At 73.8% G+C, this 24,029-nt stretch carries 26 protein-coding genes; 13 read left to right on the plus strand and 13 right to left on the minus strand.

What is annotated here, in order from left to right; genetic code table 11:
• Positions 1 to 3 precede the first annotated feature (3 nt).
• From AB9M23_RS18525 to AB9M23_RS18540, 4 genes are all read left to right on the plus strand, one after another.
• Entirely contained in the window at positions 4 to 1,503 is a 1,500-nt protein-coding gene (locus AB9M23_RS18525; RefSeq protein ID WP_372426144.1) for a phosphomannomutase/phosphoglucomutase, read from the plus strand.
• Between the two features lie 74 nt (positions 1,504 to 1,577).
• On the plus strand, positions 1,578 to 2,441 hold the full coding sequence (gene kdsA / locus AB9M23_RS18530; RefSeq protein WP_372426066.1) for a 3-deoxy-8-phosphooctulonate synthase: 864 nt from the start codon (positions 1,578 to 1,580) through the stop codon (positions 2,439 to 2,441).
• Complete coding sequence (locus AB9M23_RS18535) at positions 2,438 to 3,430, plus strand: KpsF/GutQ family sugar-phosphate isomerase (protein ID WP_372426067.1); 993 nt, start codon at positions 2,438 to 2,440, stop codon at positions 3,428 to 3,430. The genes kdsA and AB9M23_RS18535 overlap by 4 nt, the downstream gene beginning before the upstream one ends.
• Positions 3,427 to 3,678 carry a type II toxin-antitoxin system prevent-host-death family antitoxin gene (locus tag AB9M23_RS18540; protein ID WP_372426068.1) on the plus strand — a complete coding sequence of 84 codons (252 nt, stop codon included), beginning with the start codon at positions 3,427 to 3,429 and terminating at the stop codon, positions 3,676 to 3,678. The genes AB9M23_RS18535 and AB9M23_RS18540 overlap by 4 nt, the downstream gene beginning before the upstream one ends.
• A gap of 19 nt (positions 3,679 to 3,697) precedes the next feature.
• On the opposite strand, the gene AB9M23_RS18545 is transcribed toward AB9M23_RS18540, so the two are convergent.
• From AB9M23_RS18545 to AB9M23_RS18565, 5 genes are all read right to left on the minus strand, one after another.
• Entirely contained in the window at positions 3,698 to 4,114 is a 417-nt protein-coding gene (locus tag AB9M23_RS18545; protein ID WP_372426069.1) for a type II toxin-antitoxin system VapC family toxin, read from the minus strand.
• Positions 4,096 to 4,323 (minus strand): type II toxin-antitoxin system Phd/YefM family antitoxin, encoded by a 228-nt coding sequence (locus tag AB9M23_RS18550; protein ID WP_372426070.1) that lies wholly within the window; start codon positions 4,321 to 4,323, stop codon positions 4,096 to 4,098. The genes AB9M23_RS18545 and AB9M23_RS18550 overlap by 19 nt, the downstream gene beginning before the upstream one ends.
• Positions 4,324 to 4,384: 61 nt before the next feature.
• Entirely contained in the window at positions 4,385 to 5,791 is a 1,407-nt protein-coding gene (locus AB9M23_RS18555) for a S8 family serine peptidase (RefSeq protein WP_372426071.1), read from the minus strand.
• A gap of 152 nt (positions 5,792 to 5,943) precedes the next feature.
• Positions 5,944 to 6,663, minus strand: coding sequence for a S8 family serine peptidase (locus AB9M23_RS18560; RefSeq protein WP_372426072.1), 720 nt, complete (start codon positions 6,661 to 6,663; stop codon positions 5,944 to 5,946).
• A complete protein-coding gene (locus AB9M23_RS18565; protein WP_372426073.1) occupies positions 6,660 to 7,220 on the minus strand; it encodes a sigma-70 family RNA polymerase sigma factor in 561 nt (186 codons plus the stop codon). The genes AB9M23_RS18560 and AB9M23_RS18565 overlap by 4 nt, the downstream gene beginning before the upstream one ends.
• Positions 7,221 to 7,446: 226 nt before the next feature.
• On the opposite strand from AB9M23_RS18565, the gene AB9M23_RS18570 reads away from it, so the two are divergent.
• Positions 7,447 to 8,622: an autotransporter outer membrane beta-barrel domain-containing protein gene (locus AB9M23_RS18570; RefSeq protein WP_372426074.1), complete on the plus strand. Its 1,176-nt coding sequence runs from the start codon at positions 7,447 to 7,449 to the stop codon at positions 8,620 to 8,622.
• 64 nt (positions 8,623 to 8,686) lie between these two features.
• On the opposite strand, the gene AB9M23_RS18575 is transcribed toward AB9M23_RS18570, so the two are convergent.
• On the minus strand, positions 8,687 to 9,109 hold the full coding sequence (locus tag AB9M23_RS18575; RefSeq protein WP_372426075.1) for a hypothetical protein: 423 nt from the start codon (positions 9,107 to 9,109) through the stop codon (positions 8,687 to 8,689).
• A 148-nt stretch (positions 9,110 to 9,257) separates the two neighbouring features.
• A complete protein-coding gene (locus AB9M23_RS18580; RefSeq protein ID WP_372426076.1) occupies positions 9,258 to 10,067 on the minus strand; it encodes an outer membrane protein in 810 nt (269 codons plus the stop codon).
• A gap of 333 nt (positions 10,068 to 10,400) precedes the next feature.
• On the opposite strand from AB9M23_RS18580, the gene rfbF reads away from it, so the two are divergent.
• Genes rfbF through AB9M23_RS18610 form a run of 6 tightly spaced genes read left to right on the plus strand, consistent with a single transcriptional unit; the run spans position 10,401 to position 15,654 of the window.
• Positions 10,401 to 11,174 (plus strand): glucose-1-phosphate cytidylyltransferase, encoded by a 774-nt coding sequence (gene rfbF / locus AB9M23_RS18585; protein ID WP_372426077.1) that lies wholly within the window; start codon positions 10,401 to 10,403, stop codon positions 11,172 to 11,174.
• Positions 11,156 to 12,154, plus strand: coding sequence for an NAD-dependent epimerase/dehydratase family protein (locus AB9M23_RS18590; protein WP_372426078.1), 999 nt, complete (start codon positions 11,156 to 11,158; stop codon positions 12,152 to 12,154). Before rfbF ends, AB9M23_RS18590 begins: the two co-directional genes overlap by 19 nt.
• On the plus strand, positions 12,151 to 13,395 hold the full coding sequence (locus AB9M23_RS18595; protein ID WP_372426079.1) for a methyltransferase domain-containing protein: 1,245 nt from the start codon (positions 12,151 to 12,153) through the stop codon (positions 13,393 to 13,395). The genes AB9M23_RS18590 and AB9M23_RS18595 overlap by 4 nt, the downstream gene beginning before the upstream one ends.
• Complete coding sequence (gene rfbC / locus AB9M23_RS18600; protein WP_372426080.1) at positions 13,395 to 13,940, plus strand: dTDP-4-dehydrorhamnose 3,5-epimerase; 546 nt, start codon at positions 13,395 to 13,397, stop codon at positions 13,938 to 13,940. The genes AB9M23_RS18595 and rfbC overlap by 1 nt, the downstream gene beginning before the upstream one ends.
• Positions 13,937 to 14,887, plus strand: a complete 951-nt coding sequence (locus tag AB9M23_RS18605; RefSeq protein ID WP_372426081.1) for an NAD-dependent epimerase/dehydratase family protein — start codon at positions 13,937 to 13,939, stop codon at positions 14,885 to 14,887. The genes rfbC and AB9M23_RS18605 overlap by 4 nt, the downstream gene beginning before the upstream one ends.
• Positions 14,884 to 15,654 (plus strand): cephalosporin hydroxylase family protein, encoded by a 771-nt coding sequence (locus AB9M23_RS18610; RefSeq protein ID WP_372426082.1) that lies wholly within the window; start codon positions 14,884 to 14,886, stop codon positions 15,652 to 15,654. Before AB9M23_RS18605 ends, AB9M23_RS18610 begins: the two co-directional genes overlap by 4 nt.
• A gap of 28 nt (positions 15,655 to 15,682) precedes the next feature.
• Here the strand turns inward: AB9M23_RS18610 and AB9M23_RS18615 are convergent, their stop codons facing one another.
• The 6 genes from AB9M23_RS18615 to AB9M23_RS18640 form a co-directional block, all read right to left on the minus strand.
• Positions 15,683 to 16,909: a molybdopterin molybdotransferase MoeA gene (locus AB9M23_RS18615; protein ID WP_372426083.1), complete on the minus strand. Its 1,227-nt coding sequence runs from the start codon at positions 16,907 to 16,909 to the stop codon at positions 15,683 to 15,685.
• Positions 16,910 to 16,924: 15 nt separating this feature from the next.
• Positions 16,925 to 17,404 (minus strand): cyclic pyranopterin monophosphate synthase MoaC, encoded by a 480-nt coding sequence (gene moaC / locus AB9M23_RS18620; RefSeq protein WP_372426084.1) that lies wholly within the window; start codon positions 17,402 to 17,404, stop codon positions 16,925 to 16,927.
• On the minus strand, positions 17,401 to 18,198 hold the full coding sequence (gene trpC / locus AB9M23_RS18625) for an indole-3-glycerol phosphate synthase TrpC (RefSeq protein ID WP_372426085.1): 798 nt from the start codon (positions 18,196 to 18,198) through the stop codon (positions 17,401 to 17,403). The genes moaC and trpC overlap by 4 nt, the downstream gene beginning before the upstream one ends.
• Positions 18,199 to 18,209: 11 nt before the next feature.
• Positions 18,210 to 19,223, minus strand: coding sequence for an anthranilate phosphoribosyltransferase (trpD, locus tag AB9M23_RS18630; RefSeq protein WP_372426086.1), 1,014 nt, complete (start codon positions 19,221 to 19,223; stop codon positions 18,210 to 18,212).
• Between the two features lie 82 nt (positions 19,224 to 19,305).
• On the minus strand, positions 19,306 to 21,483 hold the full coding sequence (locus tag AB9M23_RS18635; RefSeq protein ID WP_372426087.1) for a ComEC/Rec2 family competence protein: 2,178 nt from the start codon (positions 21,481 to 21,483) through the stop codon (positions 19,306 to 19,308).
• A 130-nt stretch (positions 21,484 to 21,613) separates the two neighbouring features.
• Entirely contained in the window at positions 21,614 to 23,146 is a 1,533-nt protein-coding gene (locus tag AB9M23_RS18640) for a helicase HerA domain-containing protein (protein ID WP_372426088.1), read from the minus strand.
• Between the two features lie 208 nt (positions 23,147 to 23,354).
• On the opposite strand from AB9M23_RS18640, the gene AB9M23_RS18645 reads away from it, so the two are divergent.
• Together AB9M23_RS18645 and fdxA are read left to right on the plus strand one after the other, a co-directional pair.
• Positions 23,355 to 23,528, plus strand: a complete 174-nt coding sequence (locus AB9M23_RS18645) for a hypothetical protein (protein ID WP_169728792.1) — start codon at positions 23,355 to 23,357, stop codon at positions 23,526 to 23,528.
• 149 nt (positions 23,529 to 23,677) lie between these two features.
• Positions 23,678 to 24,016, plus strand: coding sequence for a ferredoxin FdxA (fdxA, locus tag AB9M23_RS18650; protein ID WP_372426089.1), 339 nt, complete (start codon positions 23,678 to 23,680; stop codon positions 24,014 to 24,016).
• The last annotated feature ends 13 nt before the right edge of the window (positions 24,017 to 24,029 follow it).

Genomic DNA, 24,029 nt, shown 5'->3' on the forward strand with positions numbered 1-24,029 from the left:
CCCATGCTCCCGACCCCGCAGCCGGCGCTCGCGCCGAACACCTACGCCTACGAGACGATCCCGCTCGTGAAGCCCACCGGCTTTCGCGAGTACGACGCGCGCTGGCTCTTCGGCTCCGAGCTGAACCTGATGGGCGTCCAGGCGCTGGGGCTCGGCATCGCGCAGCTCGTGCACGAGCGCGGGGTCGCACCCGAGATCGTGGTGGGCCACGACTTCCGCTCCTACTCCGCCTCGATCAAGCTCGCGCTCGTCGCCGGGCTGATGGCGGGGGGCATGCGGGTGCGCGACATCGGCCTCGCGCTGTCGCCGATGGCCTACTTCGCCCAGTTCGCGCTCGATTGCCCCTGCGTCGCGATGGTCACCGCCTCGCACAACGACAACGGCTGGACCGGCGTGAAGATGGGGCTCGACCGCCCCCTCACCTTCGGCCCCGACGAGATGAGCCGGCTGAAGGAGATCGTGCTGTCCGGCGCGGCGCCGGCACGGCCGGGTGGCGCATACGACTACGTCGAGGGGTTCGCCCAGACCTATCTCGACGACCTCGCGCGCGGGCGCTCGCTCTCGCGCACGCTCAAGGTGGTCGCCGCCTGCGGCAACGGCACCGCGGGCGCCTTCGCGCCGCGGCTGCTCGAGCGGCTCGGCTGCGAGGTGATCCCGCTCGACTGCGAGCTCGACCATTCCTTCCCGCGCTACAACCCCAACCCCGAGGACATGGAGATGCTCCATGCTCTGGCGGACAAGGTGCGCGAGACCGGCGCCGACGTCGGGCTGGGCTTCGACGGGGACGGGGACCGCTGCGGCGTCGTCGACGAGACCGGCGCGGAGATCTTCGCCGACAAGATCGGCGTGATGCTCGCCCGCGACCTCGCCGCGCTCCACCCGGGCGCGCGCTTCGTGGTGGACGTGAAGTCGACGGGCCTGTTCATGACGGACCCCGAGCTCGCGCGGCTCGGCGCGACGACGGACTATTGGAAGACGGGCCACAGCTACATCAAGGCGCGCGTGAAGGCGCTCGGCGCGCTGGCCGGCTTCGAGAAGTCCGGCCACTTCTTCTTCGGCGCACCCGTCGGGCGCGGCTACGACGACGGGCTCGTCACGGCCATCGCCGTGCTCGAGATGCTCGACCGAAATCCGGATCGCACGATGAGCGATCTCTACGCCGCGCTGCCGAAGACCTGGGGCTCGCCGACGATGTCGCCGCTCTGCCCCGACGAGGTGAAGTACGACGTCGTCGCCCACGTCACCGCCCGCATCCAGGCGATGTGCGCCGCGTCCGAGCCGATCGCCGGAACGGCGATCGCCGACGTGGTCACCGTCAACGGCGTGCGCGTGACGCTCGCAGACGGCACCTGGGGCCTGGTGCGCGCCTCCTCCAACAAGCCCGAGCTCGTGGTCGTCGTCGAGAGCCCGGTCTCGCGGGCGCGTCTCGAGGAGATGTTCGCCGCGATCGACGCGATCCTGCGCGAGAACCCCGAGGTCGGCGCCTACAACCAGACCATCTGAGGTGCCCGCGGCGTCGGTTCGGGGAGCGGCGAAGGCGCTTTGACCGGCGCCGCGAAACCGGCTAGAGCCGCGCCATGGCACATCCCGCTCCCGCCCCCGTCGTCGCCGCCGGGTCCGTGCGCTTCGGCAACGCCCTGCCGCTCGCGCTGATCGCCGGCCCCTGCGCCATGGAGAGCCGCGCGCACGCCCTCGAGACGGCGGCGGCGCTGAAGGAGATCTGCGGCCGGCTCGGCCTCGGGCTCGTCTACAAGTCCTCCTTCGACAAGGCGAACCGCACCTCGGCGGGCTCCGCCCGCGGCATGGGGATCGCGGCGGCGCTGCCGGTCTTCGCGGAGATCCGCGAGAGCCTGGACCTGCCCACGCTGACCGACGTGCACGAGGCCGGCCAGTGCGCCCCCGTCGCCGAGGCGGTGGACATCCTGCAGATCCCCGCCTTCCTCTGCCGCCAGACGGACCTCCTCGTCGCGGCGGCGAGGACGGGGCGCGTCGTCAATGTCAAGAAGGGCCAGTTCCTGGCGCCCTGGGACATGGCGAACGTGATCGACAAGGTGGTCGGCGCCGGGAACCCGAACGTGCTCGCCACCGAGCGTGGCGCGTCCTTCGGCTACAACACGCTCGTCTCCGACATGCGCGCGCTGCCCATCATGGCGGCCACCGGCGCGCCGGTGATCTTCGACGCCACCCACTCCGTGCAGCAGCCCGGCGGGCAGGGCGCGACGTCGGGCGGCCAGCGCGAGTTCGTGCCGGTGCTGGCCCGCGCGGCGGTGGCGGTGGGCGTCGCGGGCGTCTTCATCGAGACGCACGAGGCCCCCGAGCGCGCGCCCTCCGACGGGCCCAACATGGTGCCGCTCGCGCAGATGGAGGATCTCCTCGCCGAGCTGATGGCCTTCGACGCGCTCGCCAAGGGGCGCCTCTCCCGAGAGGCCGCGGCGCGATGAGCGCCGACGCGGTCCAGGCCGCCGGCGCCGATCTCCTCGCGCCGGCGCTGCGCACGATCGCCGTCGAGCGCGAGGGGCTCGCCGCGCTGGAGGAGGCGCTCGGCAACGGGCTCGGGGCGGCCTTCGCCGCCGCGGTCGAGACGATCAAGGACCGGCCCGGGCGCGTCATCGTCTCGGGGATGGGCAAGTCCGGCCACGTCGGGCGCAAGATCGCCGCGACCCTCGCCTCCACCGGCACGCCCGCCTACTTCGTGCATCCGGGCGAGGCGAGCCACGGCGACCTCGGCATGATCCTGCGCGAGGACGCGATCCTCGCGCTCTCCTGGTCGGGCGAGACGGGAGAACTCTCCGACCTGATCGCCTACGCCAAGCGCCACGGCGTCCCGCTCGTCGCCTTCACGGCGAACGCCGACTCGACGCTGGGGCGCGCCGCCGACATCTGCCTCGCGCTCCCCAAGGCGAAGGAGGCCTGCCCAAATGGGCTCGCGCCCACGACCTCGACGACGATGCAGCTCGCGCTCGGCGACGCGCTGGCGGTGGCGCTGCTCGAGGCGCGCGGCTTCACGGCGCAGGACTTCCGCCTCTACCACCCCGGCGGCAAGCTCGGCGCGCTGCTCAAGACCGCCAAGGACATCATGCACGTCGGCGAGCGCCTGCCGCTCGTGCCCACCGGCACGCCGATGAGCGCCGCGCTCGCGGTGCAGAGCGACAAGAGCTTCGGCTGCGTCATCGTGGTCGACGCCGAGGGGCGGCTCATCGGCATCGTCACCGACGGCGACGTGCGCCGCCACATGGCCAACGACCTCCTCTCGCGCACCGTCGACGAGGTGATGACGAGGCGACCCCTCACCATCGGCCCGGACATCCTGCTGGGCCAGGCGCTGGAGTTGGTGGAGAGCCGCAAGGTCTCGGCCCTCGTCGTCGTGCGCGACGGGCGGCCGGTGGGGCTGGTGCACGTGCTGGATCTCTTGCGGACGGGGGCGGCGTGATCGAGATCGACCTGTCCGACCCGGATTGGACGCTCGCTCGTGCGGTCGAAGCGGCGAACGCGGCAGGAATCGTGCTCGTCAAATCTGGGGGGCGACCCGTGGCGCGCGTGGCGGCGGTCCCGAGCACCGGAGCGGCTCGCACCAAGCGGCTCGGGTTCCTCCGAGGGCAGGCCACGATCCCCGACGACTTCGACACCCTCGCCGCAGATGAAATTGCCGACTCTTTCGAGGGGCGCACTGCGCCCTGACCCGATGCCGTTCGGGGCTTCACCAGATCCGCACGACCTCGGTGCCGGTTTCGGCCAGCGTCTCGAACGCGCGATCCGCGGTGATCAAAGCCACGCGCAGTTCCAGAGCGGTTACGGCGATCATGCGGTCGAACGGATCGCGGTGAGCCCAGTCGAGCCCCGCTGCGGCGGAGGCGATGGTCGCGGATACGGGCACGACGGTTCCGCCCTGCCTCGTGAGGAGCGTTGGGAGCGAGGCGACGTGCGGGACCATCTCCGGCCATTTTCCGAGGCGCGCCTTCAGCCCGATCTCGAAACAGCTGATCGCGCTCACGTAGACGACGGTCGCGGCGTCGATGGCCGCGCGCGCGGCGCCGCTGAGCGACGCTTCTTCGCTGAAGGTCCAAGCCCAGGCATGCGTGTCCAGCAGGACCGACGCTACTTCCCGCCTTCCCACGCGCTCAGCTCCTCCTCGCTCATCGGCTCCAGGAAGTCCGGCCCGGGACCGACCTCGGGGAGAAGACCGAACTCGAAGCGCTTGCGCACGACCGGGACGAGTTCGACCACCGGCTCGCGCCCACGGCGTATCACGACGCGCTCTCCGGCGAGCGCCGCCTCGATCAAGCGTGACAGCTGCGTCTTGGCCTCGTGAACGGTGACTTCCATGGCGTCCTCCAACCCAGGCTAACCTAGCTAATCAGAGGCCGTTCTTCAACGGTGCCGCCCCTCACCTGACATCCACCACCACCTCCCCATCCGCCGCCAGCCGCTCCGCCGCCGCGAGGGGGGCGACGAGGCCGTGGCCGAAGGCGGGGTCGCGGCCGGTCTCGCCGAGGTCGACCGCGGCCTGCGCGAGGGCGGCGCGGACGGCGTCGGCGCGCGCCTGCGGATCGCGCGCGAGCACCAGAGCCGCTGCCGCCGAGACGTAGGCGGCGGCGAGCGAGGTGCCCGAGCCGAGCGCGTAGCGCCCGCCGGCCGCGGGCGTGAGCAGGTCGACGCCGGGCGCGGCGAGGGCGACGTAGGCGCCGCGGTTCGCCTCCGGATAAAGCGCGTCCGCGGCATCCGTCGCCGTGACGGCGAGGACGGCCGGGTGCGATCCCGGGAAGGCAGGGGGCGCGCCGGCGCCGTTGTTGCCGGCCGCGGCGACGAGGACGACATCGCGCTCTGCGAGGATGTCGAGCGCCTGCGCCACCAGCGGGTCGTCGCCGCCGGCGAAGCTCATGTTGATCACCCGCGCGCCCTCCCCCGCGGCGAGGTCGAGGGCGCGCAGGAGGCGATAGCTCGTGCTCGCCGGCCGCCCGTCGTCGGGCGCGGCGTCGAAGGCGGCGACGGCGAGGACCTCGGCGGCGGGCGCGGCCCCGCGCAGGAGGCCCGCCCCGACGATGAGCCCCACGACCTGCGTGCCGTGGTCCATCGGCGCCGGCGCCGCCTCGTCGAGCACGCTCGCCGCCCGCACGGCCGACGGCGCGAACTCGGGATGGGCGAGGTCGGCGGCCGTGTCGATCACCGCGATCAGCGTGCCCCGCCCGGCCTCCGGCGGGGCGGGGTCGAGGCCGAGGCGGGCGAGGGCGTACTGCACCCCCGCCTGCGTGCGGTAGATCCGGTTCGGCCCGGCGCGCGCGACCCGAGCGTCCCCGGCGAGGGCGGCGACGACGGTCTCGACGGCCCGCGCGTCGTCGATGCGCAGGCGCAGCACACGCGCGCCGACGAGCGCGAGATCGACGCTCTCGACGAGGACGAGGTCGTTCTCGGCCGCGAGCGCCGCGGCGACATCGGCATCGAGACCCGCCGCGAGCGTGGCGACGACGATGCGCGCCTCGATCGCGTCCGGATCGTAGGCGCCGCCGGCGACGGGCTCCGGGGCGGCGAAGGAGCCGATGCGCGGCGGCGGCAGGGGAGCACCCTCGCCGATCACGGCGCGAGGGGGCGGGGCCGCGGGTCCGCGGTCGACGGCGCGGGGCGCATCGCGGCGCGGGGACGGCCGCGCCCGCTGCACCGGCTCGGGATCCGCATCGACGTTCGCCGGCGCGGACGGGCGCAGGCGCTGCGGATCGTCCCGGATCGGGCTCGGCAGCACCACGGGCGGCACGATGCGGGGCACCACCGGCCGCGGCGCGACGACCGGCGGGGCCATGCGGGGAGGCGCCATGGGAGGCGGAGCGACCGGCGGCGGAGCGACGGACGGCGGGGCGACGGGCGGCGGGGCCGTGATCTGGGCTCGCGCCGGGACCGAGGCGAGCAGAACGCCGGCGAGGAGGAGCGGGACGGCGATCGCCGCGCGCATGGTCACGATCCCGGCCCGGCGAAGCGCACGACGTCTCCGGCGTCGCGCAGCCGCGCGAGCGCCGCGTCGGCGTCCGAGCCCTCCGGCAGCGCGAGCGCGTAGAGCCCGCCCGCCCGCGGGCCGTCGACGATGCGGGCGTCGAGCGCGGCGAGGAGGTCCCCGATCGCGCCCGCCGTCGCCTCGGGCGCGAATACGACGAGGATCGACGCCCGCACCGGCGCCGCGGCGCCATCCCCCGTCGCCGTGCGGAACGTGGTCTCGGCGGGGGGCGCGCCGACGAGGCCGCCGATCACGCCCGCCTGCGCCACGGCGAGGAGGACGAGCGCGGCGATCGCCGCGCCGCGCAGCGGCGGCGAGAGCGCGTCGAGGAGCCCCGAGAGCCCGGCGAGCGCCCGCGCCGCGAAGCCGCGGCGGGCGGCGGCCGCGCTCGGGATCGCACCCGCAGCCGCACGCGGCGCCTCGCGACGCGCCTGCGCCAGGATCGCATCGATCGAGCCCGCGCCCGGCACGGGCGCGGCTCGGGCGAGGACCACCGTCGCCTCGCGCTCCTCGGCGATCGCCGCGAGATGAGCCTGCTGCTCGGGATTATCCGCCAGGAAGCGCTCGACGCGGGCGCGGTCGCCGGCGTCGAGCGTGCCCGCGGCATGCCAGGGCAGCAGCAGCGCCGGGTCGTCGGCGTCGATCCCCTCCGGCGGGTCGTCGTTCATGCGGTCGGCGGTCATGGCCACCCCCTGTCGATTCCGGCCTCGGCGAAGAGCCGGGCGAGCTGCTTGCGGGCATAGAACATCCGCGTCTTGACGGTGTTCTCCGGCACGCCGAGCACCACCGCCGCCTCGGCGACGGACTGTTCCTGGTAGTAGACGAGCTCCACGATCTCCCGGTGGACCGGCGAGAGGCCCTCGATCACCCGGCGCATGAGCGCCCCCTTGTCGCGCTTGGCGAGCTCGATCTCGGGATCGTCGGCCGCGTCGGGGATGCGGGCCGCGGCCTCCTCGTCGAGGGGCTCCTCGCCGCGCTTGCGCAGCCGGTCGATCGCCTTGTTGCGGGCGACGGACAGGAGCCAGGTTCCCACGGCGGAGCCGCCGCGGAAGCGCCCGGCGCCCTTCCAGATCTCGACGAAGGCCTCATTGGTCACCTCCTCCGCCACGGCCTCGTTGCGCACGAGCCGCAGCACGAACCGGAAGACCTTCGTCGCGTGGCGGGCGTGGAGCGCGCGCAACGCGCCCTCGTCGCCCCTGGCGATCGCGGCGAGATCGGCGAGATCGGCGTCGTTGCTCATCGGCGTCGGTCTTCCCGGCTCCTTCGACGGACGAGGGCCGCAAGAGGTTCACGGCCGAGTTTACACGATGATCGCTCGATCGTGCGGGGAGATCGGGCTCGGGCGGGCCGGATGTGCCCGCGCGGCCACGGCGCGCGGCGATCGCCCGCGCGGGCGGCGCGCCCCCTTCGCGCACGCCGCCCGCGCGGCTAATCTCGTCGCTCCCGCCCGTGCCCGGATGGTCGCGATGAGCCGCCGATCGATCGCCCTCGCCGCCTGCCTCGTCCTCGCCTCCTCGGCCGCGCTCGCGCAGCCCCCTGGAAGCGGCGGACAGACCGGCGGCGGGCAGACGGGCGGCGGGCAGACCAGCGGCGGGCAGACCAGCGGCGGGCAGACGGGCGGCGGCTCTCAAGGCGGCGGCGGAACGCAGGCCGCGACGCCGCAGGCGGCGGCCCCGGCCCCGATCCGCACCGGCGCCCAGGCCGCCGCGCTGCTGCGCGCGGGCCGGGCGCAGGCGGTGGATCTCCTCTCGAACGGCATCCGCACGCTCGTCGGCGGGCGGCTCGCGCCGGGCGCTCTCGACGCCGTGGCGGTCGCGCCCGCCCCCGGCGGGCCGCCGCCCGCGGCCTTCGCCTCCCTCGATGCGGCGTCGGCGCCGCTGTGGCACGCCTGGGTCTCGCCGCGTGCGACCCGGGCGGAGCGCGACCACCCGACATTCGGCTACGACGGGCTCCAGGCGGGCGTCTCCGCCGGCGTCGATCGCCGGGTGGGCGCGCGCGCCGTGGTCGGCGTGCTCGGCCTCTACGAGGCGTCCGACTTCGACACCGTCGGCTCCGGCTTCCTCCAGGGACGGCTCGGGGGCGCGGGCGTCTACGGCGGCGCGTCGCTCGGCGACGTCCTGGTCGGCGACGTCTCGGCGTTCTGGCAGGGCGGCGAGAGCGACGTGGGCAACGCCGTCGCGCGTGGGCGCTTCGACGCCGAGCGCCGGGCGCTCGCCGCCAACCTCACGGCCTACCTGAACGCGGGTGCGGTTCAGGTCGCGCCGACGTTGGGCGTGGTGTGGGTCTCCGACCGGCAGGGCGCCTATCGCGACGGCCTCGGTACGGCCTACCCGGCACTGACGGTCGAGACGACCACGCTGCGGGCGGGGGCCGAGGTGTCGCGCGCGTTCGCCGTCGCGGGCGGCGGCACGCTCACGCCCTTCGTCGCCGCCGCGGCGACGTGGGACGTCTCGCGCGTCGAGAGCCCGACGCCGACGACGCCGACCGACGACCTACCGGAGGGCGATCTGGTGCTGCGCGGGGGACTGCGCGCGGCGCCGACGCCGGCACTCGCGCTGTCGCTCGAGGTGGACGTGTCGGGGCTCGCGCGCCCCGACTATTCGGTCGTGACGGTCTCGGGCCGGCTCGGCCTGCGCTTCTGAGCGCTGCAGCGGACGCGCAGCCCGGCCGCCGCGGGGCGGCCGGCCTGCGGATCGCATCGGATCGTCAGCGACGGTCGCGACCGCCCTCCGGCCCGCCGGGATCGCCGTTGGGAGTGCCCGGGTCGCCTCCGGGGACACCGGGATCACCGCCTGGGACACCCGGATCTCCGCCGGGGCCACCCGGATCGCCGCCGGGGCCGGCGCCCGGATCGCCATGGTGGTAGGCGGTCGGGATCGGATGGCCGTGGCTCCAGCCCTGGCCCTGCGAGCCCAGGCGCGCCTCGCAGGCATGGGTCTCGTGGACGACGCAGCGGTGGGCGGCATCGACGTCGCGGATCTGGCTGCAGACGGGGGCGACCAGCTCGAGGCAGTCGTAACGGAGCATCCGCGCCTCGGCGGCGCCGGCGAGGGAGACGAGGGCGGTGAAGCCCGCCACGATCGTGGCCGCGGTGCGGAACGCGACGGGACGAGAGGGAAAACGGCGCATGGGATCGTCCTTCCTGGATTGTCGTACGGGCTGGCTGCCCGCTCGCATCCTTGGTCGGAGGAGCACCGTCACCGGTTCGCCGATTTCGAAAAAAAAGAGCCGGCCCCGTGGGGCCGGCTCGGGCATGGCTCGCACCTGCCGCGCGCGGTCAGAACTTGTAGCTCAGGCGGGCGCGCACGACGCCGAACTCGATACGGTCGTCGACGGTCTCGCTCGAGGCGGGGATCGCGTTCGCGCCGACGAAGCCGGCGACGCCGTTGGCGCTCTGGTCGCGGTCGAGGTTCACGTAGAGGCCCTCGAGGCCGACGACGAGGTTGTCGGTCCAGGCGTAGTCGACGCCCGCGCCGAGGGTCCAGCCGAAGGCGACGTCCCGATCCTCGAACAGGACGCGGTTGCCGGTCGCGGTCTCGTATCGGACGGAGTCGCCGCCGCCGTAGGCGAGGCCGCCGGTGGCGTAGACGAGCGTGCGGTCGAAGGCGTAGCCGGCGCGCAGGCGCGCCGTGCCGAACCAGTCGACGCCCGAGATGCCGCGGCGCAGCGGCTCGAAGCCGGCGGTCGCGGGGCTGACCGAGATCGGCGCCGTGGAGCGGTCGTTGCCCAGCCCGACGAACTGGATGTCGGCCTCCGCGCCGAGGACGAAGTTGTTGGCGAACTGGAAATTGTAGCCCAGGAAGCCGCCGCCGGTGAACGACGCGTCGTCCTTGTTGTCGCCGTAGCGGATCACGGTGCCCGCGGGCACGAAGGCGTTTGGCGCGACCACCACGGTCGAGCGACGGTCGTCGCCGGCGTTGAAGCCGACGCCCGCGTTCACGCCGGCATAGAAGCCGGTCCAGCTGAAGACCGGCTGCGGGATGAAGGCCGGGGCCGGAGCCTCGACGCGCGAGGGAAGATCCGCCGCGAGTGCGCCGGTGGCGAGGACGAAGGACGCCGCGCTCGCCAGGAGAATGGTTCTTGTCATCAGAGCACCTCTTTCGATGAGCCGCCAACCTAACGCATGTGACGGGGAAGATGCTGTTGTTTCTATGCATCAGGTCTACATTGCTTATTGCCAAGCTAGACTTATGTTATCGAAGATGTGGTGAAATTCTGTTCTCGACGAAGCACTCTTCATGGAACCAAATCAACCGACTTACATAGGTTACTCCGACGCGGGTCTCGGCGCGACGCACGGGTCGACCGGCGCCGCGCGGGCGATTTGGCCGCACCGCTCCCCGCGGCTATCCTGCGGCGGGAAAACACGCGATTCGGCCGGCAGGCGCGCCGGCGCGCGCACGCGACCCGGAGGTCCGTCGTGAAGGTCGTCATACTCGCCGGCGGGCTCGGCACGCGCCTCTCGGAGGAGACGGTCAACGTCCCCAAGCCGATGGTCGAGATCGGCGGCATGCCGATCCTGTGGCACATCATGAAGATCTACGCCGCCCAGGGCTTCGACGAATTCGTCGTGGCGCTCGGCTACAAGGGCGAGGCGATCAAGCGCTTCTTCTACGATTTCGACCGCCTGCGCGGCTCGCTGACCATCGATCTCGCGCAGGGTGGCGTGAAGCCGCACGCCGATCGCCCCGAGACCTGGCGCGTACACCTCATGGAGACCGGCCTCGAGACGCTCACCGCCGGGCGCCTGCTGCGCCTCAAGGACTTCCTCGGCGACGAGCCCTTCATGCTCACCTACGGCGACGGCGTCTCGAACGTCGACCTGAAGGCGCTCCTCGCCTTCCACCGGTCGCACGGGCGGCTCGGCACGATCACCGCCGTGCGACCGCCCGCGCGCTTCGGCGGCCTCGACTTCTCGCCGGACGGCGAGATCCGCGAGTTCATCGAGAAGCCGCAGATCGGCGAGGGCTGGATCAACGGCGGCTTCATGGTGCTCGAGCCCGAGATCCTCGCGCGCATTCCCGGCGACGACGCCGCGCTCGAAGGCGACGTGCTCGAGCCGCTCTCGCGCGAGCGCGCGCTGATGGCCTATCGCCACGAGGGCTATTGGCAGTGCATGGACACGCTGCGCGACCGGCGCATCCTCGACGACATGTGGGCGACGGGAGCCGCGCCGTGGCGGATCTGGGAATGAGCCCGCGCGCGCGCTTCTGGCGCGGCCGCCGCGTCCTCGTCACCGGCGCCTCCGGGCTCGTCGGCTCGCACCTGACGCGCGAACTCGTCTCGCTCGGCTGCGACGTGGTCGCGCTGGTGCGCGACTGGGTGCCGGGCAGCCCGCTCCTCTCCGAGGACTGGGCGCGCGCCGTCACCCTCGTGCGCGGCGACGTCTGCGACCAGGCGGCGCTGGAGCGCATCCTCGGCGAGCACGAGATCGCGAGCGTCGTCCACCTCGCGGCGCAGACCATCGTGCCCATCGCCAACCGCAACCCGGTCTCGACCTTCGAGACCAACGTGGCGGGCACCTGGCGGCTGCTCGAGGCGGCGCGGCGCTCGCCCAAGGTGAGCGAGATCGTCGTCGCCTCCTCCGACAAGGCCTACGGCCAGGCCGCGGTGCTGCCCTACACGGAGGAGACGCCCCTCGCCGGGCTCTACCCCTACGACGCGTCGAAATCCTGCGCGGACCTGATCGCGCAATCCTACGCGGCGACTTACGGGACCCCGGTCGCCATCACCCGCTGCGGCAACTTCTTCGGCGGCGGCGACCTCAACTGGAGCCGCATCGTGCCCGGCACGATCCGCTCGCTCATCGCCGGCGAGCGCCCGGTGATCCGCTCGGACGGCACGCTGGTGCGCGACTACATCTACGTCGGCGACGCGGTCGAGGCCTACATGACGCTCACCGAGCGCCTCGCCGAGAACCGGGCGCTCGCGGGGCGCGGCTTCAACTTCTCGACCGAGATCCCGCTCTCCGCCCGCGCTCTCGTCGACCTGATCCGCGCGCGTATGGGCAGCGACCTCGAGCCGATCGTGCTCGGGGAGGCGACGCACGAGATCGCCGAGCAGTATCTCGACGCCTCGCGGGCCCGCGCCGAGCTGGGATGGGCGCCGCGCTACGGCCTCGAGGAGGGGCTCGACCACACCATCGCCTGGTACCGCGAGAGGCTCGCGCGATGACCGGCTCGCCCGCCATGACGCGCGTGACGTGCTGCCGCTCCTGCGGCGGCGAGCGTCTCGCGCCGATCCTCTCGCTGGGGGAGACGCCTCTCGCCAACGCCCTCGTCGCGCCCGAGCGTCTCGCGGAGCCGGAGCCGCGCTATCCGCTCGCGCTCGTCTTCTGCCGGGACTGCACGCTCCTCCAGCTCACGGTGTCGGTGCGCCCGGACCTGATGTTCTCGGACTACCCGTACTTCTCCTCGGTGTCCGAGAGCTTCACCGCCGCGGCGCGGGCGCTCGCGCGCCGACTCGTCTCCGAGCGCGGTCTCGGGGCGGGGGCGCAGGTGTTGGAGATCGCGAGCAACGACGGCTACCTGCTCCAGGGCTACCGCGCGCTCGGCGTGCCGGTGCTCGGCATCGACCCCGCCGCGAACGTGGCGCGCGCGGCGATCGATGCGGGCGTGCCGACGCGCGTCGCCTTCTTCGGGAGCGATCTCGCCGAGGACCTCGCCGCCGAAGGCATCGCGGCGGACGTCATCCACGCCAACAACGTCCTCGCCCACGTGCCGGACCTCAACGGCGTCGTCGCCGGCATGAAGCGGCTCCTCAAGCCCGGCGGCGTGTGCGTGATCGAGGTGCCCTACGCCCGCGACTTCGTCGAGAAGTGCGAGTTCGACACGATCTACCACGAGCACCTGTGCTACTTCTCGGGGAGCGCGCTCGACGCCCTCCTCGCCCGCCACGGGCTCGTCCTCGCGCACGTGGAGACGACGCCCTTCCACGGCGGCACGCTGCGCGCCTTCGCGGAGCACGCGGGCGTCCCGCAGAGCCGGGCGGCGGCCGCGCTGCTCGCCGACGAGCGCCGGCTCGGCATGACGGACGAACCCTGGTACGCGAGCTTCGCCGCCCGGGTCGAGGGGCTGACCGCGACGCTCTCCCGCGTCCTGCGCGACCTCAAGGCCGGCGGGGCGCGCATCGCCGCCTACGGCGCCTCCGCCAAGGGCGCGACGCTCCTCAACTACGCCGGGCTGGGCGCGGACGTGATCGACTTCATCGCCGACCGCTCCCCGGCGAAGCAGGGGCTCCACGGGCCCGGCACCAAGCTGCCGATCGTCCCGCCCGAGCGGCTCCTCGAGGCGCGGCCGGACTACACGCTGCTGCTCACCTGGAACTTCGCCGAGGAGATCCTCGCCCAGCAGGCCGCCTACCGGGCGGCGGGCGGGCGCTTCGTGATCCCGGTGCCGGAGGTGCGGATCGTCTGATGCGCATCGAGGAGACGCCGCTTCCCGGGGCCTTCGTGATCACGCCCGAGCCGATCGCGGACGCGCGCGGCTTCTTCGCGCGCACCGTCGATCGCGCGGCCTTCGCCGCGCGCGGCCTGAGCGCGGACTTCGTGCAGGCGAGCGTCTCGTTCAACGCCCGCGCCGGCACGCTGCGGGGGCTGCACTTCCAGCGCGATCCGCACGGCGAGGACAAGCTCATCCGCGTCACCATGGGCGCGATCCACGACGTGATCGTCGACCTGCGCGAGGGCTCGCCGACGCGGGGGCGCTGGCATGCGCTGCGGCTCGACGCGGCCTCCCGGGCGGCGCTCTGGGTCCCGAAGGGCTTCGCCCACGGCTTCGTCACGCTCGTGGACGACACCGAGGTCCTCTACCAGATGACGACGCCCTACGTGCCCGGGGCGGCGGCGGGCCTGCGCTGGGACGATCCGTCGCTCGGCATCGACTGGCCGGTGGCCGACCCCATCCTCTCGGAGCGCGACGGCACCTGGCCGCTGCTCGAACGCTCGGATCGTCTCCCTTGAGCGGGCCCGGCACCCTTCTCCTCACCGGCGCGACGGGCTTCGTCGGCCGCCCGCTCGCGGCCGCGCTCGCCGCCCGGGGATGGCGCGTCGTCGGCACGACCTCGCGGGCCGATCCGCCGGCGGTGGCGGGCGTCGCGGCCTGGGAGCTCGTCGACCTGACCGACGCCGCCGCGTCCCGCGCGCTCGTCGCGCGCACCCGCCCGGACGCGCTCGTGCACGGCGCCTGGACGACGACGCCGGGCCGGTTCTGGAGCGATCCCGCCAATCTTCGCTGGCTCGAGGCCGGCGTCGCGCTCGTCGACGCCTTCGGCGCCGCGGGCGGGCGGCGCGCGGTCGGGCTCGGCACCTGCGCGGAATACGCCACGGGCGACCCGAGCCTCGACGAGGCGACGACGTTGCTCCGTCCCGCGACGCCCTACGGCGCCGCCAAGGCCGCACTCTTCCACGCCGGGACCGCAGCTGCGCTGGCGCACGGCGTCTCTTTCGCCTGGGCGCGGCTGTTCACGCCCTACGGCCCCGGCGAGCCGCCGGGCAAGCTGATCGGTTCCGTCGCCCGCGCGCTCGCCGCCGGCGAGCGGGTGGCGACGACCGAGGGGACGCAGGATCGCGATTTCCTCTACGTCGACGACGTCGCGGAAGCGGTGGCGGCGCTCCTGGAGAGCGGGGTCGAGGGGCCGGTGAATGTCGGCTCCGGCGAGGCGGTGCGGCTGCGCGACCTGATCGCGCGCGTCGCGGCCCTCGCCGGGGGCGCGGACAGCATCGACCTCGGCGCGCGCCCGCGCCCGCCGCACGATCCCGACCGACTGGTCGCCTCGATCGCGCGTCTCTCGGAGGAGGTCGGCTTCCGCCCGGCCGTCTCCCTGGACGAGGGGCTCGCGCGCACGGTGGTGGCGATACGAGACGAGACGCGGCGCGCGCGGACGCCGAACGAGGAGGCACGCCCATGAGGATCACCATCGACACCGACGCCCGCACCCTCGCGGTGGAGGATGACGGCGCGGCCCGCACCCTCGACCTTTGGGGCAAGGAGGCCTTCGAGCTGATCTCGGACGTCTGGCTGCGCACGAGCTGGAACGCGAAGTACCCCTACACCTTCACCTGGCTCGACCGGCCGATCATCCAGCATCCCGAGGACATGGTCCGCACGCAGGAGGCGATCTGCGCGCTGCGCCCCGACGTGATCGTCGAGACCGGCGTGGCGCACGGCGGCTCGCTCGTGTTCTCGGCGGGGCTGATGAAGGCGATGGGGTTCGGGCGGCTGGTGGTCGGCGTCGACATCGAGATCCGCCCGCACAACCGCGCGGCGATCGAGAGGCACCCGCTGGCGCCGATGATCGCCCTCGTCGAGGGCGATTCCGCCGCCCCCGAGATCGTCGACGCCGTGCGCGCGCTGATCCGGCCGGGCGAGACGGTGCTGGTGATCCTCGATTCGAACCACACCAAGGCCCACGTCGCCCGCGAGCTGGAGGCCTACGCGCCGCTGGTGACGCCGGGCAGCTTCATCGTCGCGACCGACGGCATCATGCGCGAGGTCGCCGACGCGCCGCGCGGCAAGCCCGAATGGGTCGACGACAACCCCGCCGCCGCCGCAGAGGACTTCGCCGCCCGCCGCCCGGACTTCGCCCTCGCCACGCCCGCCTGGCGCTTCAACGAGAGCCCGCTCGACCGCCCGATCACCGGCTGGCCGAGCGCATGGCTGAAGCGCATCGGGTAGGCGTTCGCCCCCGGCACGCCGGGGGGCGCTACATCATCCCGGCGAGCCGCACGATCTCCACCACGTCCCCCGCCTCCCGCGCGGGGTCGCGTACGGGACGCACGATCAGCGCGTCCGCGCGGGCGAGGACGCCGAGCATCGAGGAATCCTGCACGGGCGCGGGCGTCGCCTCCGGGAGCGCGCCCGGGCGGGGGGCGAGGCCGGCGCGGACGTAGTCCTCGCGCGCGTCGTTCGGCGCCATCGGCCCGCCGAGCACCGCCCATTCCGTCGGAATGCGCCCCGCCTGCGGGTCGCCCACGAGCGCGCGGATCGCCGGGCGCAGGAACAGCAGGCCGCAGACCATCGAGGAGACCGGATTTCCCGGCAGGCCGAGGAACAGCATGCCGTCGAGGCGCCCGTGCATCAGCGGCTTGCCGGGGCGCATGGCGATCTTCCAGAAGCCGAGTTCCATCCCCGCCTCGCGCAGGGTCTCCTGCACGAGGTCGTGGGCGCCCACCGAGGCGCCGCCGAGCGTCACGAGCACGTCCGCCCCCGCAGCGCGGGCCGCGGCGATCCGCTCGCGGATGGCGTCCTCGGTATCGCGCGCGATGCCGAGAACCCGCGCCTCGCCGCCCGCCGCCGCGACGAGGGCGGCGAGCGCGACCACGTTCGAGGCGACGATCTGGTCCGCGCCGGGCGTCTCGCCCGGCATCACGAGCTCGTCGCCGGTGGCGATGAGCGCGACGACGGGACGGCGCCGGACCGGGAGCGCGGGGTGGTTCATCGCCGCGGCGAGCGCGAGCGCGCGCGCGTCGAGCACGCGCCCGGCCGGGATGAGCACGTCGCCCTCGGCGAAGTCGAGCCCGCGCGGGCGCACGAACCGGCCGGCGGGGGCGCTCTCCAGGATGCGCACGCGCCCGTCCGCGGGCGCCTCGGCATTCTCCTGGACGACGATCGCGTCCGCTCCCTCCGGCACCGGCGCGCCGGTGTAGATGCGCACCGCCTCCCCCGGGCCGACGCGTCCGGCGAAGCGGCGCCCGGCGGCGGATTCGCCGATCAGCGCCAGCGAGACGGGCGGCGTCGCGACGTCGGCGGCGCGCACGGCGAAGCCGTCCATCGCGGCGGCGGCGAAGGGCGGCTGCGTGCGGGTCGCGACCACGTCCTCGGCGAGCGTGCGGCCGAAGCAGGCCTCGAGCGGCACGCTCTGCGCGGGGAGCGGCGCGCCGGCGGCGGCGACGATGCGGGCGCGGGCCTCGGCGACGGGGAGCAGGCTCACGACGCGCCCCCTCCCCTAGCCGTCGGCCCGCCAGGTACCGGAGCGGCCTCCGGTCTTCTCGAGGAGCCGCACGCCCTCGATGCGCATGTCCTTGTCCGCCGCCTTCACCATGTCGTAGATCGTCAGGCAGGCGACGGAGACGGCGGTGAGCGCCTCCATCTCGACCCCCGTCTGGCCGGCGACCTTCACCTCGGCGGTGACGCGAACGCCCGGCAGCGCCTCGTCGATCGCGCAGTCGACGCGCACCTTCGTGATCATCAGGGGATGGCAGAGCGGGATCAGCTCGTGGGTGCGCTTGGCCGCCATGATGCCGGCGATCCGCGCGACGCCGAGCACGTCGCCCTTCTTGGCGTCGCCCGCGCGAATGACGGCGATGGTCTCCGGCCGCGTGATCACCACGCCCTCGGCGATCGCCGTGCGGGAGGTGACGTCCTTCTCGGACACGTCGACCATGTTGGCGGCGCCCGACGCGTCGATATGGCTGAGATCGCTCAAGCGGCTTCTCCCAGCAGCGTGCGGGTGGCGGCCGCGACGTCGTCCTGCCGCATCAGGCTCTCGCCGACGAGGAAGGCGCGGATACCGGCCACCTCGAGCCGGGCGATGTCGGCGGGCGTGAAGATGCCGCTCTCGCCGATGACGATGCGATCGTCCGGGATCAGCGGGGCGAGGCTCTCGGCCACCGCGAGCGAGACCTCGAAGGTGCGGAGATTCCGGTTGTTGATCCCGATCAGCTGGGCGGGAAGCGCCAGCGCGCGCTCGAGCTCGGGGGCGTCGTGCACCTCGACCAGCGCGTCCATGCCGAGATCGTGGGCGGCCTGGACGAGATCGCGGGCGGCGGCGTCCGATACGCTCGCCATGATGACGAGGATCGCGTCCGCGCCCCAGGCGCGGGCCTCCATCACCTGGTAGGGCTCGAACAGGAAGTCCTTGCGCAGTGCCGGGAGCGCGCAGGCGTCCCTGGCGGCGGCGAGGTATTCGGGCCGGCCCTGGAAGGAGGGGGCGTCGGTCAGCACCGAGAGGCAGGCGGCGCCGCCGTCCTCGTAGGCCCGTGCCAGCGCCGGCGGGTCGAAATCGGCGCGGATCAGGCCCTTGGAGGGGCTCGCCTTCTTGATCTCGGCGATGAGCGCCGGGCGGCCGGCGTCGGTCTTCCGCCCCAGGGCGGCGGCGAAACCGCGGGGCGGGGCGGCGTCGCGCGCGCGGCGCGCGATCTCGGCGGGCGGGACCGCGACCTTGGCGGCGGCGATCTCCTCGCGCTTGTAGGCCTCGATCCTGGCCAGGATGTCGCTCACGGCTGCGGCCCTCACCCTCGCGACGCGCGCACGAGGCGCGCGAGCGCCGTCTTCGCGGCACCGTTGTCGACGGCTTCCGCCGCCTCGGCGACGCCCTCGGCGAGGTCCGCGGCGGCACCGGCCACCACCAGCGAGGCGCCGGCATTCAGCACCGCGATATCGCGGTAGGCCGTCTTCTCGCCGTCGAGCACGGCGCGCAGGGCCGCCGCGTTGTGGGCGGGGTCACCGCCCTTGAGGTCCTGCGGCTGCGCCAGGGCGAGGCCGACGTCGCGCGGGTCGATCTGGAAGGTGCGGATCTCGCCCCCCTCGAGCGCCACGACCTCGCTCGGCCCGGTGGTCGTCAGCTCGTCGAGCCCGTCCGAGCCGTGCACGACCCACACCCGATCCGAGCCCAACGCGCGCAGAGTCTCGGCGAGCGGGCGCATCCAGGCGCGGGAGAACACGCCGAGCAATTGCCGCTTGACGCCCGCGGGGTTCGAGAGCGGGCCGAGCAGGTTGAAGATCGTGCGCGTGCCGAGCTCCACGCGGAAGGGTGCGACGTGGCGCATGGAGGCGTGGTGCGCCTGGGCGAACATGAAGCACAGGTTCGCCTCGGCGAGGCAGCGGGCGAGGCCCTTCGGGTCGAGACCCAGCGTCACGTCGAGCGCCCCGAGCACGTCCGCAGCGCCGGACTTCGAGGACGCCGCGCGGTTGCCGTGCTTGGCCACCGGCACGCCGCATCCCGCGACGATGAAGGCGGCGAGCGTCGAGATGTTCCAGGAGCCGGAATGGTCGCCGCCGGTACCGACGATGTCGATGGCGTTCGCCGGCGCCTCGACCGCGAGCATCTTGGCGCGCATGGCGGAGGCCGCGCCGACGATCTCGTCGAGCGCCTCGCCGCGCACGCGGAGCGCCATCAGGAAGGCGCCGGCCTGGGCCGGGGTCACCTCGCCGGAGAGCAGCGCGTCGAAGGCGGCGCGGGCCTCCTCCTGCGACAGGGCGGCGCCCGTGGCGACCTTGGCGAGATAGGGCTTGAACGCATCCATGTTCGACCTGCGGCATGCTCGGGCGGGTCGCCCTCTCTAGCAAGGCGGGGCGGGCGGGGGAAGCCTCGCGGCGGAACGCGCCTCACTCCCGCGCCAGCCAAGGCCGCGTCTCCGGGGTGCGCCGCACGGTCTCGATCGCGATCGCCTCGTCGCGCAGGCGCAGGGTGGCGGCGCCTGTCCGCGCGAGCCGGGCGCGGTCGAGGACGTGCGGGGCCGCGCACCAGGCGGGCGCGGTCAGGCGGGAGACGACGATCGCCGCCCGCGCGCAGTCCTCGGCGAAGGCGCCGGGCGCGCGCACCAGCGCCACCGCGCCGACGTCGGGCAGCGGCGCGACACAGCCGAGCGGGTCGCAGGCCACGCCCGCCACGAGGCCGGGATCGTCGGGCGCGCGGGGATCGCCGTCGGCCTGGAGCCATTGCGCCAGCACGAAGTCGCCCGGCTCGCCCAGCACGACGAGCCGCCCGTCCGCCCCGCGCAGGGCGAGCCCGCGGCCGTCGCGATCGACGTAGAGGTCGGGCCGGGCCGGGTCGGACGCGGCGAGGATGCCCGCGGCGGCGAGCGGCAGCGCGAGGAGGCGCAGGGGCGAGACGCAGATCGTGACGACGAGGAGCGCCGCCACGAGCAGCGCCAGCGCCCCCACGCCGAAGGCGGGCACCACGACGCGCGCGCCCGGCAGCCCCGCCACCCATTCGGAGAAGGCGATCACCTGCGCCATGCCGGCGCCCATCGCGAGCCACGCGGGCGCGTCGAGGCCGAGGGGCGCGAGCGCCATGCCCAGCACCGCGGCGGGCATCACGAGCACGGTGACGATCGGCAGCGCCAGCACGTTGCCGAGGATGCCGTAGGGATTCGCCACCTGGAAGTGGAAGGCGGCGAAGGGTCCCGTCGCCGCCGTGGCGATGAGCGTCGTGACGACGATTCCGGAGAGACCGTTGCGCACGCCCCGCAGCGCCCGGCCGATCCGCCCCGGCGGCGGCGCCGGCCGGCGCGGCCGCGAAGCCTGCCATTCCGCCCCCGCGATCAGGCCCGCGACCGCCGAGAACGACATCTGGAAGGAGGGCCCAACCAGCGCCTCCGGCTCGCGGACGAGCACGATCAGCGCGGCGAGGGCGAGGTTGCGCATGGACAGCGCCGTGCGGTCGAGGAGGACCGCGCCGAACACGATCGTCGTCATGATCAGCGCCCGCTCGGTGGCAACCGCCGCACCCGAGAAGACGCAGTAGATCGCACCCGCCAGGATCGCCGCGACCGCCGCGATCTTCTTGATCGGCCACGCGAGCGCGAGCGCGGGCACCGCGGCGAGGAGCGCGCGCAGGCCGAAGAACACCGTGCCCGCCGCGAGCACCATGTGCAGGCCCGAGATCGAGACGATGTGATAGACGCCCGCCGCGCGCAGGATCTCGTTCGTCTCCTCCGTGATCAGCCCGCGCTTGCCGGTGACGAGGGCGGCCGCCACCGCGCCGGCTTGCCCGCCGACGATCTCCGCGATCCGCGTGGTGACCGCGTTGCGCAGCACGTCGAGCCGGGCGGCGAGGACGAGATCGAGTCCGGGCGGACGCGGCGGAGGCAGGACGCGGGGCGCGCCGACGACGCCGCCCACGGCGCCGATGCCGGCGAACCAGGCGCTCTTCGCGAAGTCGTAGCCGCCCGGGCGCACCGCCTCCGGCGGCGGCAGCAGCCGCACCCGCGCCTCGATCCAGTCGCCGGGCGCGAGCGCGCCGACGCCTGCGCCGCGCAGGGTCGCGCGCACGCGCAATCGACCCTCGCCCTCGACGGGCAGGTCGTGCGCCTCGAGGCGCAGCACGAGCCGCCGACCGCCCGCCCGGTCCTCCAGGCTCTCGACGAACCCCGCCACCGTCCCGCCGGCGGGCGCGACGAGGACCGGCGCCGCGACCGCCTGCTGGCGATGTACCGCCGCGGCGAAGCCCGCCGCGAGGAAGGCGACGCCCGCGAGCGCCAGTCCCCCCGCGAGCGATCGCGCGCGCAGCCGCAGCGCGCCCGCGCCCGCGGCGAGCGCCGTCGCGACGGCGACGAGGAGGCCCGTGCGGCCCGCGCCGATCTGGGTCTGGAAGAAGACGAGGACGCCGATCCCGAACAGCACCGCGCCCCAGGGCAGAAGCCGCCGGCGCTCGAGCTCCGACAGAAGCGCCCTGCCGATGCGCGTGCGCAGCGGCACCAGGCGCCATCGCCGCCAGGCGGCGCCGATCCGCGCCGGCACGTCGATCGCGGGGCGTCCCGCCCCGATCCGGCCCGCGATCATGCACCCCCGCCGCGCCTAGCGATACCCGCGTGCGAGACTAGCCTAGCGGCTGCGGCGAGGCGCCTCGGTGCACGCACTTATGGAATGGGGCGCGCAATCGGCATGAACACCACTTTCGCGTGTTCCGCGCTCAGCCGGTGGCGAACAGGTCGCCGCCGTTCTCCTGCGGCTCCTCCCAGGCGGCGGGGTCGCCGGCCTTGGTCTCGATGCCGAGATCGGGGAGCGCGACGATGCGGTGGCCGCGCATGTCGGCGCGGGTCACGACGTGGCCGCGGCTCTCCATGTACTGCACGAGCCGCCGCGCGCGCCCGGGCGAGCGCGAGCCGCAGGCGCGGGCGATCTCGCCGTCCGGCGGGCAGGGCGCCCCCTCGAAGGCCGCGCGCGCGAGGAGCAGGTAGACGCCCTGGATGTCCTCCGGCAGGTCGGCGGCGGCGGCCTCGGCCCGCGTCCATGCGTCCTGCGGGATCGTCCCGGCCTCGACGCCGGCGCGTGCGACCGACAGGCGCTTCTTGAAGGCGGCGAGGGTGAGCGCCTCGCCGGGCACGCGCTTGATGCGCATGCGCACGAGCAGGTCCTGGTAGAGCACCGCCACGGAACGGAAGGCGGCGTCCGGGTCGGCGAGGAGCTCGCGGACGATCTCGTCGATCGTCGCGTCGCGCTCCTCGGCCGCGAGCGCGACCTCCTCCGCGCTCGGCGGCGCGGCGGCCGCGGGGCGCGAGCGGACGAGCTCGGCGAGGATGTCGTTCGTCGAGGGCGGCGGGGGGGGCGCCGGCCGGCGCTCCGGGCGCGGGCGCATCGGCTCGGGCTCGAGCGGGGCGAGGATGAGGTCGCGCGCCGCCTCCATCGGCGTCTCCGGCAGGGGCATCAGCTTCGGGCTCGTCGAGCGCGCCTGCGTCTCGACGGTGCCGATCCGCACCGGCACCGGCCGGCGCGAGAGCGCGGGGCCGAGCGCCACGAAATGCCCACGGTGGAGGTCGCGGAAGCTCTCCGCCTGGCGCCGGTCCATGCCGAGCAGGTCGGCGGCCCGCGCCATGTCGATGTCGAGGAAGGTGCGGCCCATCAGGAAATTAGAGGCCTCGGCCGCGACGTTCTTGGCGAGCTTGGCGAGGCGCTGCGTGGCGATGACGCCGGCGAGCCCACGCTTGCGCCCGCGGCACATCAGGTTCGTCATCGCGCCGAGCGAGACCTTGCGGGCCTCGTCGGAGACCTCGCCCGCGGCCATCGGCGCGAACAGCTGCGCCTCGTCGACGACGACGAGCATCGGGTACCAATGGTCCCGCTCGGCGTCGAAGAGCCCGCCCAGGAAGGCGGCGGCCGCGCGCATCTGCTGCTCTGCGTCGAGCCCCTCGAGGCTGACGACCACGGAGACGCGGTGCTGGCGGACCCGCGCGGCGACGCGCACGAGGTCCGCCTCGGAGCGGTCCGCCTCGACGACGACGTGGCCGTACTTCTCGGCGAGCGTGACGAAGTCGCCCTCCGGGTCGACGACGCATTGCTGCACCCACGGCGCGCTCTGCTCGAGCAGCCGGCGCAGCAGGTGCGACTTGCCGGAGCCGGAATTGCCCTGGACCAGCAGGCGCGTCGCGAGGAGCTCCTCCAGGTCGACGAGCATGCGCCCGCCGCCGGGCGACGCGTTCTCGCCGATGTCGATGGCCACCGTCATGTCGCCGCCTCTCGCGCCTCCCCGCGCTCTTCGAGGGTGTCTCGCAGCGTCCTTTTCGCGGTCGCCCTCGATAGCACGCGGGCGTCGCCGCGCGAGCCCCCGCATCCGGACCCTCCACAGCTTGCGACGACCGGCCCGGGAGCCCATCCTGCGGTCTCCACCGTTCGAACGGAGCGAACCCGACCACACGCGACCCGAGGAGGCGACGATGAGCGACGTCGACAACGAGCGTCCCTGGACGTACGAGCAGGTGCAGGAGCTGATCGCGCTCGCGCGCGAGAACGTTCCCGCCTCGGTGATCAGCATGAAGACCAAGCGCTCCCAGGCGTCGGTGCACGCCAAGCTCTCGGAGCTGGGCCTCTCCGTCCCGCCCGAGGCGTGAGCGCGGACGCGCGCGCACCGCGACGGCGTGCCGCGGCGCGTCGCCGCGGGCACCCCAACCGAAGGTAGACGGCGCGGCTACGGTCTTGCGCCGCGAACGCGGCCGCGTTACGAGAAGCGGCCCAGAGGTGAGCGGATCGGGATCGCCAGATGACCTACGTCGTCACGGAAAATTGCATCAAGTGCAAGTACATGGATTGCGTCGAGGTGTGCCCCGTGGACTGCTTCTACGAGGGCGAGAACATGCTCGTCATCCATCCCGACGAGTGCATCGACTGCGGCGTCTGCGAGCCCGAATGTCCCGCCGAGGCGATAAAGCCGGATACCGAGCCGGGTCTAGAGCAATGGCTCAAGATCAACGCCGACCTGTCGAAGTCCTGGCCCAACATCACCCAGAAGAAGGACGCCCCCGGCGACGCCAAGGAATTCGACGGCATGGCGGGGAAGTACGACAAGTTCTTCTCGCCCGAGCCGGGCGAGGGAGACTGACCCAACGGCACCC

Origin of the sequence: Salinarimonas chemoclinalis (assembly GCF_041514305.1) — a bacterium.
Classification (GTDB): domain Bacteria; phylum Pseudomonadota; class Alphaproteobacteria; order Rhizobiales; family Beijerinckiaceae; genus Salinarimonas; species Salinarimonas chemoclinalis.

Bases quoted from the DNA above. Each gene is read 5' to 3' on its own strand.
- AB9M23_RS18525 (WP_372426144.1), top strand. From the start codon at position 4: ATGCTCCCGACCCCGCAGCCGGCGCTCGCGCCGAACACCTACGCCTAC.
- AB9M23_RS18575 (WP_372426075.1), bottom strand. From the start codon at position 9,109: ATGCGCCGTTTTCCCTCTCGTCCCGTCGCGTTCCGCACCGCGGCCACG.
- AB9M23_RS18635 (WP_372426087.1), bottom strand. From the start codon at position 21,483: ATGATCGCGGGCCGGATCGGGGCGGGACGCCCCGCGATCGACGTGCCG.
- AB9M23_RS18645 (WP_169728792.1), top strand. From the start codon at position 23,355: ATGAGCGACGTCGACAACGAGCGTCCCTGGACGTACGAGCAGGTGCAG.
- AB9M23_RS18550 (WP_372426070.1), bottom strand. From the start codon at position 4,323: ATGGAAGTCACCGTTCACGAGGCCAAGACGCAGCTGTCACGCTTGATC.
- AB9M23_RS18565 (WP_372426073.1), bottom strand. From the start codon at position 7,220: ATGAGCAACGACGCCGATCTCGCCGATCTCGCCGCGATCGCCAGGGGC.
- AB9M23_RS18560 (WP_372426072.1), bottom strand. From the start codon at position 6,663: ATGACCGCCGACCGCATGAACGACGACCCGCCGGAGGGGATCGACGCC.
- AB9M23_RS18555 (WP_372426071.1), bottom strand. From the start codon at position 5,791: ATGGCCCCGCCGGTCGTCGCGCCGCGGCCGGTGGTGCCCCGCATCGTG.
- AB9M23_RS18580 (WP_372426076.1), bottom strand. From the start codon at position 10,067: ATGACAAGAACCATTCTCCTGGCGAGCGCGGCGTCCTTCGTCCTCGCC.
- AB9M23_RS18640 (WP_372426088.1), bottom strand. From the start codon at position 23,146: ATGACGGTGGCCATCGACATCGGCGAGAACGCGTCGCCCGGCGGCGGG.
- trpD (WP_372426086.1), bottom strand. From the start codon at position 19,223: ATGGATGCGTTCAAGCCCTATCTCGCCAAGGTCGCCACGGGCGCCGCC.
- fdxA (WP_372426089.1), top strand. From the start codon at position 23,678: ATGACCTACGTCGTCACGGAAAATTGCATCAAGTGCAAGTACATGGAT.
- rfbC (WP_372426080.1), top strand. From the start codon at position 13,395: ATGCGCATCGAGGAGACGCCGCTTCCCGGGGCCTTCGTGATCACGCCC.
- kdsA (WP_372426066.1), top strand. From the start codon at position 1,578: ATGGCACATCCCGCTCCCGCCCCCGTCGTCGCCGCCGGGTCCGTGCGC.
- AB9M23_RS18570 (WP_372426074.1), top strand. From the start codon at position 7,447: ATGAGCCGCCGATCGATCGCCCTCGCCGCCTGCCTCGTCCTCGCCTCC.
- AB9M23_RS18595 (WP_372426079.1), top strand. From the start codon at position 12,151: ATGACCGGCTCGCCCGCCATGACGCGCGTGACGTGCTGCCGCTCCTGC.
- AB9M23_RS18535 (WP_372426067.1), top strand. From the start codon at position 2,438: ATGAGCGCCGACGCGGTCCAGGCCGCCGGCGCCGATCTCCTCGCGCCG.
- AB9M23_RS18610 (WP_372426082.1), top strand. From the start codon at position 14,884: ATGAGGATCACCATCGACACCGACGCCCGCACCCTCGCGGTGGAGGAT.